Here is a 15,039-nt window from a genome sequence, read left to right as displayed (position 1 = left end):
CCACATGGATCCACCTGCAGCACGGCTCTGTCACCAGGAAGCTAGGCAGCGAGCCATACATCCGGGCCGAAGACTTCGTAGTGGATACGCTCGGCCGGGATGCCGGCTTCCAGCGCCTGGTTGCGCATTGCATGCATGAATGGCAGCGGGCCGCACAAGTAGACCTGGGCATTCCCGGTCAGTGCGCCGGCGAGATCCATGTAGCCGGACGTGGCGTTCAGCCCCTCCGGCAATTCCCCGCGTTCGAACCAGGTGCTGATGGTGGCTTCTGGCAGCTTGCCGATGGATTCGAGCATCTGCTCGCGCAATGGCCAGGCGGTGGCCGTTTGGTCTGCGTGCAGCACGGTGACCTTGCGGGTGGAGCCGCGTGCGGCCAGGGTCTGCAACGCGGCTCCACTCGGGGTGCAGCCGATTCCGGCGGTGGCGATCACCAGCGGCGAGCCATCGTCATCGATGACCAGGTCGCCATACGGATTCGATAGTTCCACCACGTCGCCGAGTTTCAGGCCATGGTGGATCACCGGGGAGAATTCGCCGTTCACATCCAGTTTGACCGTGACGGTGCGGCGGTCGGTTCGCTCGATGTCGCCGCTCAAGGTGTACTGGCGGACCTGGCGCAGGCCGTCGGCCATCGGCATGCGGACCGAAACGAATTGGCCCGGCTTGGCGACGGTGGCAGGGCTCCGGTCAGCTGGCTCGAAGCTGAAGCAGACCGAATCAACGCCGGTTTCGATGCGCTCGACAAGCTTCCACGGGGTGTAGATCTCGGCGTTGGCCTGCTGCGCGTACAAGCCTTTCTCGATCTTGACCAGCGCGTGGGCCATCAGCCAGTAGACCTCGGTCCAGGCCTCGGCGATCTGCGGAGTCAGCGCCTCGCCCAGGTCTTCGGCGATGGCGTCGAAGAGGTGCTTGTAGACGATGGGGTACTGCTCCTCGGCGACACCGAGGGAAGCGTGCTTGTGGGCTACGCGCGCGAGCATGGTTTCCGGGCTGGTGCCCGGGTACTTGACCAAGTAGGTTGCGAAGACTGCGATGGATCCCGCCAAGGCCTGCTGCTGGGTGCCGTTCTTCTGGTTCGAACGGGAGAAGATTCCGTCGAGCAGTTCCGGGTGTGCGGTGAACAGGCGGTTGTAGAAGTTCGGGGTAATGCTGGAAATGCGCTCAGCGATGATTGGCAACGTGGCTTCAATGACCGGGAAGGACTTCGTGGACAGCATCGGGTCTCCTTGGAGTAGGCGATAACTTGTATTCAAGATACAAGATTTATGATTCAGTTCTACGCCTAGTAGAAAAGGATTGCAAATCCACCGGCCGGTATTCGTAACAGAAATCGGCGATGCGACCCCCGGGGGGGGGGCCGCAGGGGAATCAGGAAAGGGCGCGCACCGTCGGGAAGGGGAGCGCCGTGAAGGGCATCGCGGATGATGCCGGGCAGATGTCCTGGATGGTCAGCGGGTCCAGTGAAGCGTAGAAAGCTTCGCGGGCCTGCCGGAAGACTGCCCGCAAGCGGCAGTTGCCCGAAAGCGGGCAGTTGGATTGCGCGTCATGATCGGAGCAATCCACAATATCGGTGCGCTTGTCCAACTTGCGCAGCAGTGAGCCGAGGGAAAAATCCAGTGCTCCATCGCTCAGCTGCGCGCCGCCATTGCGGCCGCGTGTGACCTGCAGGATTCCCAGCGTGCGCAGTTCCAGGACGGCTTTGGCAACGTGGTTGTAGGGAACCCCCACGGACTCGGCGATCTGGCGGCTGGTCAGTTGCCCGGTGCCGGGCGTTGCAAGGACCATGACGGTTCGCAAGCATACGTCGGTGAAGGCACTGAGTTTCATGATTCCTACTTTACGTGGGAAAAGCATTCCGGGGTCAGCATAGTGACTATGCCGACCCCGGAATCACCAACTGCGGTCTAGAGCGCGTTGGCCCAGATGGCTTCCGCCGACTCTGCCGCTGGCTCGTCGAAGGTCCATTCGCCGCCTGGCTCTGCAGGCATGGTGTACGGCTGCACGATGGCCAAGGCCGCACCGACACGGTGCTCGGCCACAATGTGGATGGCATCCTGGTCATTTTCCTGGAGCAGCACATCCGAGGCGACGGCGATCGCCTGGAAGTGGGTGCCCTGCTGGTTCAGCACCTGCATCAGGTCCGCAACCATGGCTTCGGTGTCGATGTCGGCTTCCGGATCCTCAGGATCATCCGTTGGCGGAACAGCGATCAAGCGCAGCTCCGGCTCGTCTTCCTCTTCCTTCGGCTCCAGCGCGATCGCAAAAGGCAGGAACACGCCCTGCTCTTCGAGCTGTTCGCGGGCCACGCCCAGGGCGGTGCCCAAGACCTTGTTCAGCGCGTCCTTGACGCCCTCATCCAGTTCTTCGAGGTTCATGTCTTCCCTTTGCTAGTTGGTGACGTTCTTTTCACGCACGATAGCCAGAACGGCATCGCGGATGGGCTCAATGATGTCTGCGGTCCGGCCTTCGCCGTTGAAACGCAGGAATGGTTCGGTGTTCGATGGGCGCAGATTGATCCACCAGCTGCCATCGGCCGCTGAAATGGTCGTGCCGTCCATGGTGATCACTTCTACTGGCTGGTCTTGGAAATGCGACACGACCCGGGCAGTGGCACCTGCCTTGTCCTCGACCTCTGAATTGATTTCACCGGTGGCAGCGTAGGGTTCGTATTCGGCACCCAGCTCGGAGAGCGGCAGTTCCTGCTCGCCCAAGGCGGCCAGCACATGCATGGCAGCGAGCATGCCGGTATCGGCATTGTAGAAGTCGCGGAAGTAGTAGTGGGCGGAATGCTCGCCGCCGAAGACCGCGCCCTGCGAAGCCATTTCAGCCTTGATGAAGGAGTGGCCTACGCGGGTCATCACCGGGACGCCACCGGACTTGGCGACGAATTCAGGCACCGCCTTGGAAGTGATCAAGTTGTGGATGATCACCGGGGACTCTTCGCCAGCTGCCTGCACACGGGCGATTTCGCGCACCGCGACCAGTGCGGTGATAGCCGAAGGGGACAGCGGCAGTCCGCGCTCGTCGATCACGAAGCAGCGGTCGGCATCGCCGTCGAAAGCCAGGCCGAGATCGGCCCCGTGCTCCAGTACTGCGGATTGCAGGTCCTTGAGGTTTTCCGGTTCCAGCGGATTGGCCGGGTGGTTGGGGAAAGTGCCATCCAGCTCGAAATACAGCGGAACAATTTCGAGCGGCAGCTCAGCGAGCACCGTACCCCCAAGAACTGCAGGGGTAGTCATGCCGCCCATGCCGTTACCGGCATCCACCACGATCTTCAGCGGACGAATGCCCGACAAGTCCACCAATTCTCGCAGGTATGCTGCATAGTCGGCCAGCACGTCGCGCTCGCTGATGCTGCCCTGCGGGGCGTCACCGGAGACCGGCAGTCCCTCGTCAAGGTACTGCTGGGCCAGGTCGCGAATGTCGAAAAGACCGGTAGCCGAAGAAATCGGGCGGGCGCCAGACTTGGACATCTTAATGCCGTTGTACTGGGCGGGATTGTGGCTGGCGGTGAAGACAACACCGGCGGCATTGAGCTTGCCCGATGCGAAGTACAGCTCATCGGTGGAGATCAATCCGAGCATGATCACGTTGGCGCCGCGGTAGGTGGCGCCACGAGCGAAGGCTTGGGCGAATTCTGCGGAAGACGGGCGCATGTCACCGCCAACCAGTACTTCCTTGCCGGACAGGGACAGGACGTCGACAAAGGCCGCGCCGATGGCTTCAATTGCTTCGGCATCCAGGTTCTCGCCGACTACGCCGCGTACGTCGTAGGCCTTAAAGCTCTGATTAAGATCAATTTCTTCACTCACGCCTTTCAGCCTACCGGTTTGACTGATTCAAATCATTGAGAACTAGGCGATTGCGGATGGGAAATGCCTAACATTTCAGCTATTTTCCCCTGCCGGCACCGCAGCTTGCGAGAGCTCATCCACAATTAGCGGACGCCACGGGCTAAATCGTGGGCAGGAACTGAAATACTGGAGGCATGGATGGCTCAACGCAAGTGGATCTGAAAACGCTGGCACTGCAGAAACTGCGCGCACTGGTGCAAAACCCGGACGCGCAGTTCCATGATGGCCAGTATGAAGCGATCAGCGCACTGGTGGCCGAGCGGCGCCGCGCACTGGTCGTCCAGCGTACCGGCTGGGGCAAGTCCGCCGTGTACTTCATCGCTTCCCTGCTGCTGCGAGAACAGGGCTACGGGCCAACACTGATCGTTTCCCCGCTGCTGGCATTGATGCGCGACCAGGTTGCGGCCGCGGAGCGTGCTGGAGTCCGCGCTGCGGCCATCAATTCGGCCAATGTGCTCGAATGGCGTGAAATCCTCGAAAAGCTGCAACGCAATGAGCTCGATGTGCTGCTGGTGTCCCCGGAGCGTTTGAACAATCCATCCTTCCGCGAGCAGCAGCTGCCGATGCTGATGCAGCGCTTGGGCCTGCTGGTCATCGACGAGGCGCACTGCATTTCGGACTGGGGCCACGATTTCCGCCCGGATTACCGCCGCATCCGGGACCTGATCGCCCGATTGCCTCAGGGCCTCCCGGTTTTGGCGACCACTGCAACAGCGAACAGCCGAGTAGTCCAGGACGTTGCCGAACAGCTGGCCGGCGGCACCGAGGAGGTCTTCACGCTACGCGGCACCCTGGCTCGCGACTCGCTGCGCCTAGGTGTCCTGCGTCTGGCTTCGCCGCGCATGCAGTTGGCCTGGTTGCTCAGCCACATCGAGGACTTCAAGGGCTCGGGCATTATCTATACCCTGACGGTGTCTGCGGCCGAGGATATTGCTCGCCTGCTCAAGGATGCCGGGCACGAAGTTGCTGCCTACACCGGGCGCACCGATTTGGAAGAACGCGAACGCCTTGAACAAGCGTTGAAGAATAACGAAGTTAAAGCGCTGATCGCCACGAGCGCCTTGGGCATGGGCTTTGACAAGCCGGACCTCGGTTTCGTGTTGCACGTCGGTGCCCCCAGCTCGCCCGTGGCTTACTACCAGCAGGTGGGCCGTGCCGGGCGTGGGAGCATCAACGCAGATGTCCTGCTGTTGCCCGGGCCTGACGACTCGGAAATTTGGGAATACTTCGCCACCAGCTCCATGCCGGACCAGGTGCGCGCCACCCAGGTGCTCGAGGCCTTGGCCAAGACCGACGGTGCGATGAGCGTCCCGGCGCTGGAAAGCGCCGTGAACCTTCGCCGGTCGCCACTTGAGCTGTTGCTGAAGGTGCTGGCCGTGGATGGTGCGGTGGAGCGTGTTGCCGGCGGCTGGATGCGCACCGACATGCCATGGACCTATGATGCCGATCGGTACAAGCGAGTGGCGCAGAGCCGAATCCATGAACAAAACCTCATGGTCAGTTACGAGAACACTCGCGGATGCCGCATGCAGTTTCTGACCGACGCCTTGGATGATCCCCAGTCTGCTCCCTGCGGCCGGTGCGACAACTGCGCTGGCGTTTGGTTTGACGACCATATTCCTGACGATTCGAAGGACAGCGCGCAGGCGGCACTTGGACGGGTGGGAGTTCCAATTGAACCGCGCAAGCTGTACCCTTCGGGACTGGACCGGCTGGGGTACACGCTCAAGGGCAAAATCGCTATTGACGAGCAGGTGGCCACGGGCCGGGCGCTGGCTCGCCTGACCGACCTGGGGTGGGGCAACCGATTGCGCCAGCTCTTTGCCGACCCCACCGATTCCCCTATCGACAAGGCGATGTTCGATGCGTGCATCAAGGTGCTTGCCGAATGGAATTGGGAGGAACGTCCAGTGGGCGTTGTAGCCATGCCATCGAATAAGCGTCCCCAGCTGATCACCTCCCTTGCTCAGGGCCTAGCTGAGGTGGGACGGTTGCGCTACCTGGGGCAGCTCGAATATCGCGGTGCTGGACCACAGAATGGCCCGGGCGGGAATTCCGCTTTCCGTGTGGCTGCGGTTGCCGATGCTTTTGAACTTCCAACGCAGCTCGAACAGCTCATTGCCGACGCTCCAGGGCCGGTGCTGCTAGTTGATGATCTGGTTGATTCCCGGTGGTCCATGGCGATGGCTGGGCGGGCCCTGCGCATCGCCGGCGCACCGGGTGTCATGCCTTTCACTTTGGGCGTAGCCGGGTAATCGCACAGTTAAACAAAGTAGTCTGGAAGTATGGAATTTCTCATCTGGCTCGTTGTCCTCATCGCAGTGATTGCCCTGGGCTACTTCGGTCTGCAAGCGCTGCGCAAGAAGAACACTGCGCAAATCGCGCAGGCGATTTCCCGTGAAGCAGCGCAGGCGGCAAACGCGAGGCTGGATGATGCTTCACGCAATTCGGTGTACCGCAATCTGGCCAAGGGCGACGTCATGGGCGCGGTCAAGGATTTCCGCGCTGCTACTGGCGACTCGGTCAAGGATTGCGTGATTGCAGTACGCAGCCTCGACAAGTACCCGCAGACAGCCCCTGCCAAGGAATTGCCGAATGATGATGCCGAGATCAAGGCTTTGAGCGACAAACTCGAAGCTCAAGTTGAGCGCGAAGATCGTGAAGCGGCCGCCACTGCCGCAGAGGATGCCACACCAGCACCTGCCGATGACACTTGGGTTGTACCCCAGGAATGGAGCGAGCAGTTCAGTTCCCTTCAGGAACCAAGTGCTACGCACTTCAAGATGGCGTTCGAACTTGATGGCGAGAACCGCGAATTTTCCAGCGAACAACTGCCGGCAAATGAATACGACCAGCTATTCTCCATGCTGCGGGATTCCAATTTTGAAGAAGCGGCAAAGATCCTGCACGGCTATACGGATCTGCCGGTCGAAGACCTGGAACGCATGATCGCGACGTCTCCCATGTCTGGCGCGAGCGCCAACGGCAATATTGCAGACTTCCGCTTTGAAGGCCAGGGCCCGGATGGTCCAGTGCATTTCGATGCTGCCGAACTTCCAGAAGCTGACCGCGAAGCGCTCTTCGGCGCAATCGCCGATACCGATCTGGACCGGATGTCGGAAATCATTGTTCGCCACACCTCGTTGCCAGAGGATATCGTGCAGAACATGCTGCGGACCTTCGTGAAGCGCGACGACCAGTAGCGGAGAAACTGCTGTCCTGGAGTTTTGAAAATCCCCCGGATTCACCGAAAAATCGGTGAATCCGGGGGATTTTCCGTATTCGGAACGTTCTCGTCGAAAAAGTGCCATATGAACGAAAAACCCCCTACCTGAGTAGGGGGTTCTTGGCGGACACGGGGGGATTTGAACCCCCGGTCGAGTTTTAGCCCGACCCTTCATTAGCAGTGAAGTCCATTCGGCCGCTCTGGCACGTGTCCATCCGCTGTTTCCAGCAGAATCTAGCCTACCCGAAGATGGGCGCGTGTTCCAAAACGAGAGAGCTAACGCACCTGTCGCCACAGGAATTCGTAGCTGGTCGCCAGCATTTTGGCGGTTGACTCGTTATCCGTTGACCCGGCATGGCCACCGCCCTGTGGCTCGTGGTACCGCACATTGGCAATGCCCAGATCCATCATTTTGGCTGCCATGATGCGTGCCTGCGAAGGGCCGACACGGTCATCAGAAGTCGTGGTCCAAATCAACGAGGCCGGATAGTCATTGGCTGGATGAGGCTGGTCGGTGAGTCGATGCACGGGGGAGAAAGTCCGCAGGAAGTCCCAGTCCCCGGGAACCTGCGGGTCGCCGTACTCGGCAATCCAGGAATGGCCGGCAGCTAGCTGCGTGTAGCGCTGCATGTCCAATAGCGGGACGCCGCAGGAAATTGCTCCGAACAAGTGCGGATAGCCAGAGATCATATTGCCCATGAGCAACCCGCCGTTAGAACGCCCTGTTGCGGCCAAATGCGCGCGGGACGTCACCCGGCGAGCCACCAGGTCCTGGGGGATGGCCGCGAAATCCTCGTAGGCACGATGGCGCTTTTCACGCAGGGCAGCACGATGCCAATCTGGCCCGTACTCGCCACCACCGCGAATGTTGGCCATGACGTATACCGGTTTGCGGCCCTCAACGGTACGCCGCGATAACCAACCGGTGCCCATGGCGGCTGCATAGCCAGGAGTCATGCTGTGCTGGAAACCGCCGTAGCCGTCCATCAGCACCGGGTTCTTCCCATCGTGGACCAGGTCGGATGCCGCGACCTGGAAATATGGAACCCTGGTGCCGTCCGCAGTGGACGCAAAATGCTGGGTGACTTCAAAACCACCGGCCTCAAAGCGATCCGGCGATTTCTTCACGACCTTTGCTGCCGAACCAACTGTGCCGCGCAACAAGGTAGTAGGGGTAATGAATCCGGTGATGGTCATCCAATAGTCATCGCCATGCTCCGGGTCCTCATCATCAACGGCTCCCACCGAGACGCTGAGCATTGGATCCATCAGCGGCATGTCCGACTGGCTGAAATGATCTGCGAGATCAATAATGCGCACTTGCGAAGCCACATCATGCAATACGGTGAGCAGCAGATAATTGGCGGTAAAGCTCAGTGATTCCAGCGCAGTGTGCGCATCCGGGACGAAGAGAACCTTCTCGATGCTGCCGGACTCGAGGAATCTATCCAGCCGGGCGATAGCCAATGAACCCGCAGCGATCTTCTGGCCCTGGTGTTCCCAATTGGTTTGGGGAGCAAAGAGGACCCACTGCCGGTGCAGGCTGACCTGCACATCGGTTGGAACATCGATCAGATGGTGTTCCCCGTCGATGAGGACACCGGCATTGGAATTGTAGAAGTCGATGGCATCAGTGGTGACCACGCGTTCGAATCCCGGAGACGAATCGAAGTAGCCGAAGGCTGCGACATGTTCTCTATCGACTTGGAAGAGAATTGGCGCTTCTTCGATCTCCATGCCGCGGCTGAGCCTTCGCAACGTATTCGCGTAGGTCGAACGGGTCGTGAACTGCTCGCTGCTGGCGGAACCGACAAGCAACGTATCGTGGTCAATCCACGAGGCTTGGGTCTTCGCAACGGGAAGGTCGAAACCGCCGGCAACGAAGCTCTTGGAGGCCAGATCGAATTCGCGAATGCGCACCTGGTCGCCGCCGTCAGGACTCAAGCGAAGCAGCGCCCGCTGGTAGGCGCCGCCGGCCGCTGGACGCAGAAGTGCTGAACCAGCGAAATGCCATTCGCGGCCTTCCAGCTGCGCATGCAGGTCAAGATCCAATAGGATTTCCCACTGCGGGTCGTCGCTGAGGTAGGAATTCCAAGTGGTGCGACGCCAAAGTCCAAGACGATGGGCTGAATCGCGCCAGAAGTTGTAGTAATGATCGCCACGCTTGGTCACCATGGGAATGCGGTCTTGGGCATCCAAGACCGTTTTGATCCGCTCCGCAGTGGCATGGAACGAGTCGTCGTACAGCTCGGACTCGGTACGCTGGGTCTGATCCCGCACCCATTCGAGTGCCGTTTCGTCGTGAATTCCTTCAAGCCAGGAATACGGATCAGCGCTTGCAACCTCAGAATCATGCTCAGTCATGGCCATAGTCTATGCGTCTGGCCCATGCCCTGTTCCAAAGGTAATAACCTAGAGGAGTGAACAGCGAGATAGCAACACCTAAGAACGAGTTCAGCCTGGCCCTTGTCGGGGCAGGCCCACGCGGCACGAGCGTGGTTGAAAGACTCGCTAACTTGGCGTTGAAACTCCCGGCCCAAGGCACCGTTCTGAAAGTTACGGTCTTTGATCCGTTCCCTCCGGGCTCCGGCCACGTGTGGAACCCGGAACAGTCGGAGCATTTCCTGATGAACACCCCGTCATCATTTCCGACAGTGGCCCCCGAACGGTTGGGCGATGAACCGGGGTTGAGCTTTCGCCAGTTCGTCGCACTGCGCGGCGATGGACGCAAGCTCACCGATGAGCATGCCAAGCTGATCGGGCAAATTGAACCCGGCTCCTATCCGTCACGCGCAATCTATGGCGAGTACCTCGAGCACGTGTATGAGCGCAGCGCAGCGATACTTGCCACCCACGAGAATTTCAGCATCGAACATGTAGCCGCAGAAGTCGTTGCGGTCCGCCCCGTCGGCAACGCCTATCAGATCGATTTCCGCAGTAACCTGGAGGGTGCCGAAACCCGTCAGCTGGCCGCTGACGCTGTGGTGCTGGCCTTGGGCCACCAGCCGGCAGAACTGAACCCATGGCAGAAGCAGCTCAAGGAAGCTGCCTCCCAAGCCGGGGCCACCTACCTGCCACCGAATGTTCCAGCGGACCTCGACTACTCCCAGTTCAAGGAGGGCCAGCCTGCGTTGATCCGCGGGTTGGGCTTGAATTTCTTTGACGGCATGGCCGAGCTGACGGCAGGCCGCGGCGGGATTTTCCGTGAAGCCGGCACCGAGCCGGGGCATCGCCTGCAGTACATCGGCTCAGGCCGGGAGCCGGCACTGATCGTAGCTTCGCGCCGAGGTACCCCCTACTGGGGCAAGCCAGTAGTGGAGCAGTTCATTCCTGATGAAATTGAACTACGCTACTTCGACGCTCCGGAACTCATCGGGCGCCTTGCCGAAGCACGCGCCACCAACCCTGCCTCCTCCTTGGTGTTCTCACGCCATATTTGGCCCAAACTGCACCGGGACATCTTGTTCGCCTACTACAGCACCTGCGCTCGCGCGCATGGTGCCCCGGAAGGCCTCGATGAGCGAGAATTCGTTGATCAGCTCGAAGCGATCCTCTCTGCGGAGCACCATGAAGGAAGCCAAGTGTGGCTTAGCGAACTGCGCAAGTTCGTCGGGCAGTTCCCGCAGTTGCAGTGGCTCGATGTGCCAAAGCTGGCAAGGCCATTTGAAGAACTCGGGTTCAGCTCCGATGAGCAATACCAGCAGGCAGTACGCGACTACCTCGTGGGCAACGCCCGGCACAGCACCGGCGGGCTAGAAGACCCGTTGTCATGCGCCATCATGACGATGAATGCCGGACGCATGCTGGTCAAGGAGCTGATTGCTTCCGGCGTGATCGACGAGCAGTCGCGCATTGAAGAAATCCAAGCGCACTTCGAGCCACTGGTCGAAGGACTGTCCTCAGGCCCGCCGCTGGAACGCATTGAACAGCTGCTGGCGCTTTCGCGCGCCGGGATCGTAACCTTCCTTGGCCCGGACCCGGAGTTCGGCTTCGACGAGGCTTCCGAGCAGTTCACCGCCTCCTCGCCCTGGGTAGATGCGGAGGTGCACACTGCGAAGACCATGTGCGAAGCGATGATGCCGAGTAACCGCGTGCTGCAAAATAACGCGGCACTGATAAAGCAGCTCTTGGGAGATCACGTAGCGCGCGTGCACACTTGGAAGAACACGGAAGGCGAAAGCCTGCCTGGATCCGGTTTCGACGTGGTCGGTGAACCATACCGCCTGGTCAACAGCGATGGGCTGGCGCACCGCGGGCTATTCGTGCTGGGATTGCAATTGTCATCAGCGCAGTGGGGGACCGCTATTGCCGCGCAAGCGGGCGACCTGCGCCACCCCGCGGCCCGAACCTTGCAAGACGCAGCCAACGTAGTGAACGAAGTGGCTCGCCTGGCGGGGCTGATCGCCAACGAAAGATTAAGCGCGGAGCAGTATTAAGCAGTTTGGCGGGCTGATCCAAGGATCAGCCCGCCAAACTCGAAAAGCGCGGATGGTATGGGATTTGAACCCATGAGACGGGGTTGCCGCCTACTGGTTTTCAAGACCAGCTCCTTCGGCCGCTCGGACAACCATCCAACCCGAAAAAGTATACGGCATGAACCCCTGTTGAAAGGAACTGAAGGCCATGAACGACGTTATGAACGCCTATATCTACAACGGTGCCGGTGGGCCAGAAGTCCTTGAACTGGTCCAACGGCCAATGCCGGTCCCCGCAGCTGGGGAAGTGCTGGTCAAGGTCGAGGCCTTCGGACTGAACCGCGCGGATGTGCAGCAGCGCAAGGGAGTGTATCCGCCACCTCCCGGAGCCAGCGATATCCCCGGGCTGGAAGTCTCGGGCAGCATCGTGGAGATCGGCGATGGCGTCAGCGGATGGAAACCGGGAGCGCGAGTTGCCGCCCTGCTCGCTGCTGGCGGGTATGCGCAGTACGTCAATGTTCCGGCAGAACTGCTCATCGAAATCCCTGAAACAGTTTCGAGCATCGAAGCCGCCGGGTTGCCGGAAGTCGCCGCCACCGTGGTCTCCAACCTCTTCATCGAAGGCGGACTGGGCCAAGACCAGGCGTTGTTGATCCATGGCGGAGCCGGCGGCATCGGCTCCATGGCCATACAGCTCGCCAAAGCCGCTGGCGCCCGCGTCATCGTCACCGCTTCCTCGGCAGAGAAATTGGACTACTGCCGTACCCTCGGCGCCGACGAGGGGATCAACTACCGGGAAGAGGACTTTTCTGCACGCGTCAAGGAACTGACCGACGCCAGGGGCGTGGATCTGATCCTGGATGTCGTGGGCGCCAAATACCTGGGGGAGAACGTCAAGGCGCTCGCCGTCGGCGGACGGATGGTAGTCATCGGACTGCAAGGCGGAGCCAAGGGAGAACTGAACTTGGGGCTGCTGATGAGCAAGCGGGCGCGGATCATCGGCACAACTTTGCGTTCCCGCCCGCTGCATGAGAAGGCGGAGATCGTTCGCCAGACCATTACCCGCGTGATGCCGCTGCTGGAACAGGGGAAACTGGCACTGAACGTCACCAAGGCCTTTGGATTCCCGGAGCTGGCCGCTGCCCACGAATACTTCGATTCCGGTGAACATACGGGAAAAGTTGTCATAGAGGTTTAAAGCAGCGGGAAACCAGTTGTAAGGTGACTCAGTAGTCATTAATGCGTGACTAGCCTAATAACCGCTGGTCGCGCACATCACTTGCACTGTTCCTAGGAGGTTGCTCGATTTGAGTACCCAAAATACCTTGCCACCAGCGGGTGTCGATCCTGAGGTTGCCGAACGCGAAGAAAAGCGTTGGACCCCCGCCAAGATCGCCATCTGGGTTGCCATCGCGCTGGTTGGCGGAATCGCATGGTCGATTCTCGCCTTCTCGCGCGGGGAAACCATCAATGCCATCTGGTTCGTCTTCGCCGCTGTTGCGACCTACCTGATTGCCTACCGCTTCTATTCGAAGTTCATCGAGCGCAAGATCGCCAAACCCGATGATTTCCGGGCCACCCCGGCCGAATCGGTCAATAACGGCCGTGACTTCGTTCCCACCGATCGCCGCGTGCTCTTCGGCCACCACTTCGCCGCCATCGCAGGCGCCGGTCCGCTGGTTGGACCGATCCTCGCAGCGCAGATGGGCTATTTGCCTGGCACCATCTGGATTATCGTGGGCGTGGTGCTGGCCGGAGCGGTCCAGGACTATCTCGTCATGTTCTTCTCCATGCGCCGTGGCGGACGCTCGCTGGGCCAGATGGCCCGCGAAGAGCTGGGCCTGATCGGCGGCACCGCTGCCCTGATCGCCACCCTTGCTATCATGATCATCATTACCGCCATCTTGGCGCTGGTGGTCGTCAATGCACTGGGCGAGTCCGCGTGGGGTGTCTACTCGGTGGGCCTGACCATCCCTATCGCCTTGTTCATGGGCATCTACCTGCGGTTCATCCGCCCGGGCAAGGTCCTGGAAATCTCCATCATCGGCTTCGTGCTGCTGATGTTCGCGATCATCTCCGGCCGCTGGATTGCCGAGTCTGCGTGGGGTGCCGAGTTCTTCCACCTGGATCGCACCACCATCGCCTGGGCCATCATCATCTACGGCATCATCGCCGCGGTGCTCCCGGTATGGCTGCTGCTGGCTCCTCGCGACTACCTGTCGACTTTCATGAAGATCGGCGTCATCGGCCTGCTGGCCGTGGCGATCATCGTCGTCCGCCCGGAAATCGATGTTCCGGCCTTCTCCGAGTTCGCTGGCCGTGCCGATGGCCCGGTCGTTGCCGGGCACATCTTCCCATTCCTGTTCGTGACCATTGCCTGCGGTGCGCTGTCGGGCTTCCACGCACTGATCGCCTCGGGCACCACCCCGAAGCTGGTCGAGAAGGAAAAGCAAACCCGCTTCCTGGGCTACGGCGGCATGCTCATGGAATCCATGGTGGCCATCATGGCGCTGGTTGCAGCGATTTCCATCGACCGCGGCATCTACTTCGCGATGAACTCCTCGGCTGCCGCTACCGGTGGCACGGTGGAAACCGCGGCGGCATTCGTGAACTCGCTGGGTTTGGCCGGCGTTAGCCTGGATCCAAACCAGCTGACCGAACTTGCCAATAACGTGGGCGAGAGCTCGGTTGTCTCGCGTACCGGTGGCGCTCCGACCCTGGCTGTGGGCATTGCGCACATCATGCACCAGTGGTTCGGCGGCACCGCGATGATGGGCTTCTGGTACCACTTCGCGATCATGTTCGAGGCACTGTTCATCCTGACCGCGGTTGACGCCGGTACCCGTGTTGCGCGCTTCATGCTGCAGGACACCATCGGCAACTTCTTCCCGAAGTTCAAGGACACCTCGTGGCGTCCGGGCGTGTGGCTGTGCACGTTGATCATGGTTGCCGGCTGGGGCTACATCCTGATCCTCGGCGTGACAGATCCCCTGGGCGGCATCAACACCTTCTTCCCGCTGTTCGGCATCGCCAATCAGCTGCTGGCTGCGATAGCGCTGGCCGTGGTGATGACCATCATAGCCAAGCAGAACAACTTCAAGTACCTGTGGGTCGTGGCTCTGCCGCTGGCCTTCACCGTGGTGATCACCTTCGTCGCGAGCTGGCAGAAGATCTTCTCCGCAGACACCAAAGTGGGCTACTTCGCCAACCACAACGCCTACAAGGAAGCTCTGGCCAATGGCGAGACTTCCCTCGGCTCGGCGGGCAGCGTCGAAGCCATGGAGGCCGTGGTCCGCAACACCGGTGTCCAGGGCTGGCTGTCCGTGGTCTTCCTGGTGCTGACCGCCATCGTGCTGGTATCGGCTGTTGTCGCAACCGCCAAGGCCAAGCAGAGCGGTGGTGGCAACAGCACCGAGGATCCTGCCGTGCCATCGAAGATGTACGCGCCCGCCGGCTTGATCTCGTCGCCTGCCGAAAAGGAACTTGAGAAGGCTTGGAAGCAAATCCCTGCCGAAGCCCAAGTCCAGCGAGGCGGCCACTAGCC

10 protein-coding genes and 2 tRNA genes are annotated in these 15,039 nt (G+C 60.5%); 5 read left to right on the top strand and 7 right to left on the bottom strand.

The window, feature by feature from the left end; genetic code table 11:
* Nucleotides 1–41: 41 nt before the first annotated feature.
* From ACIOTL_RS12560 to ACIOTL_RS12545, 4 genes are all read right to left on the bottom strand, one after another.
* The gene (locus tag ACIOTL_RS12560) at nt 42–1,217 is read right to left on the bottom strand and encodes a globin domain-containing protein (RefSeq protein WP_400342922.1); all 1,176 of its coding nucleotides are present in this window, start codon (nt 1,215–1,217) and stop codon (nt 42–44) included.
* A gap of 151 nt (nt 1,218–1,368) precedes the next feature.
* Nucleotides 1,369–1,827 (bottom strand): Rrf2 family transcriptional regulator, encoded by a 459-nt coding sequence (locus tag ACIOTL_RS12555; RefSeq protein WP_332594999.1) that lies wholly within the window; start codon nt 1,825–1,827, stop codon nt 1,369–1,371.
* 77 nt (nt 1,828–1,904) lie between these two features.
* Nucleotides 1,905–2,375 carry a hypothetical protein gene (locus ACIOTL_RS12550; RefSeq protein WP_400342920.1) on the bottom strand — a complete coding sequence of 157 codons (471 nt, stop codon included), beginning with the start codon at nt 2,373–2,375 and terminating at the stop codon, nt 1,905–1,907.
* A 12-nt stretch (nt 2,376–2,387) separates the two neighbouring features.
* On the bottom strand, nt 2,388–3,821 hold the full coding sequence (locus tag ACIOTL_RS12545; RefSeq protein ID WP_400343227.1) for a phosphomannomutase/phosphoglucomutase: 1,434 nt from the start codon (nt 3,819–3,821) through the stop codon (nt 2,388–2,390).
* 167 nt (nt 3,822–3,988) lie between these two features.
* Between ACIOTL_RS12545 and ACIOTL_RS12540 the strand changes: the two genes are divergently transcribed.
* The gene (locus ACIOTL_RS12540) at nt 3,989–6,109 is read left to right on the top strand and encodes a RecQ family ATP-dependent DNA helicase (RefSeq protein WP_359199470.1); all 2,121 of its coding nucleotides are present in this window, start codon (nt 3,989–3,991) and stop codon (nt 6,107–6,109) included.
* Between the two features lie 30 nt (nt 6,110–6,139).
* Nucleotides 6,140–7,057, top strand: coding sequence for a hypothetical protein (locus ACIOTL_RS12535; RefSeq protein ID WP_400342918.1), 918 nt, complete (start codon nt 6,140–6,142; stop codon nt 7,055–7,057).
* A 144-nt stretch (nt 7,058–7,201) separates the two neighbouring features.
* Here ACIOTL_RS12535 and ACIOTL_RS12530 read toward each other — a convergent pair.
* A tRNA-Ser gene (locus ACIOTL_RS12530) sits at nt 7,202–7,293 on the bottom strand.
* Between the two features lie 63 nt (nt 7,294–7,356).
* Nucleotides 7,357–9,444, bottom strand: coding sequence for a prolyl oligopeptidase family protein (locus ACIOTL_RS12525; RefSeq protein WP_400342916.1), 2,088 nt, complete (start codon nt 9,442–9,444; stop codon nt 7,357–7,359).
* Between the two features lie 56 nt (nt 9,445–9,500).
* Between ACIOTL_RS12525 and ACIOTL_RS12520 the strand changes: the two genes are divergently transcribed.
* Nucleotides 9,501–11,516, top strand: coding sequence for an FAD/NAD(P)-binding protein (locus ACIOTL_RS12520; protein ID WP_388024217.1), 2,016 nt, complete (start codon nt 9,501–9,503; stop codon nt 11,514–11,516).
* Nucleotides 11,517–11,565: 49 nt separating this feature from the next.
* Here the strand turns inward: ACIOTL_RS12520 and ACIOTL_RS12515 are convergent.
* Nucleotides 11,566–11,653, bottom strand: a tRNA-Ser gene (locus ACIOTL_RS12515).
* Nucleotides 11,654–11,715: 62 nt separating this feature from the next.
* Here ACIOTL_RS12515 and ACIOTL_RS12510 point away from each other — a divergent pair.
* Nucleotides 11,716–12,693, top strand: a complete 978-nt coding sequence (locus ACIOTL_RS12510) for an NAD(P)H-quinone oxidoreductase (protein ID WP_400291626.1) — start codon at nt 11,716–11,718, stop codon at nt 12,691–12,693.
* Nucleotides 12,694–12,802: 109 nt separating this feature from the next.
* A complete protein-coding gene (locus ACIOTL_RS12505; RefSeq protein WP_388024215.1) occupies nt 12,803–15,037 on the top strand; it encodes a carbon starvation CstA family protein in 2,235 nt (744 codons plus the stop codon).
* Nucleotides 15,038–15,039: the final 2 nt, after the last annotated feature.

It is taken from the genome of Glutamicibacter sp. NPDC087673 (assembly GCF_044743255.1).
Lineage (GTDB): Bacteria > Actinomycetota > Actinomycetes > Actinomycetales > Micrococcaceae > Glutamicibacter.
This window is presented reverse-complemented; position numbering and strand designations above follow the sequence as displayed.

Excerpts from the sequence above, each read along its gene's own strand:
- ACIOTL_RS12550 (WP_400342920.1), bottom strand. The coding sequence starts at position 2,375 with ATGAACCTCGAAGAACTGGATGAGGGCGTCAAGGACGCGCTGAACAAG.
- ACIOTL_RS12555 (WP_332594999.1), bottom strand. The coding sequence starts at position 1,827 with ATGAAACTCAGTGCCTTCACCGACGTATGCTTGCGAACCGTCATGGTC.
- ACIOTL_RS12510 (WP_400291626.1), top strand. The coding sequence starts at position 11,716 with ATGAACGCCTATATCTACAACGGTGCCGGTGGGCCAGAAGTCCTTGAA.
- ACIOTL_RS12525 (WP_400342916.1), bottom strand. The coding sequence starts at position 9,444 with ATGACTGAGCATGATTCTGAGGTTGCAAGCGCTGATCCGTATTCCTGG.
- ACIOTL_RS12560 (WP_400342922.1), bottom strand. The coding sequence starts at position 1,217 with ATGCTGTCCACGAAGTCCTTCCCGGTCATTGAAGCCACGTTGCCAATC.
- ACIOTL_RS12540 (WP_359199470.1), top strand. The coding sequence starts at position 3,989 with ATGGATGGCTCAACGCAAGTGGATCTGAAAACGCTGGCACTGCAGAAA.
- ACIOTL_RS12535 (WP_400342918.1), top strand. The coding sequence starts at position 6,140 with ATGGAATTTCTCATCTGGCTCGTTGTCCTCATCGCAGTGATTGCCCTG.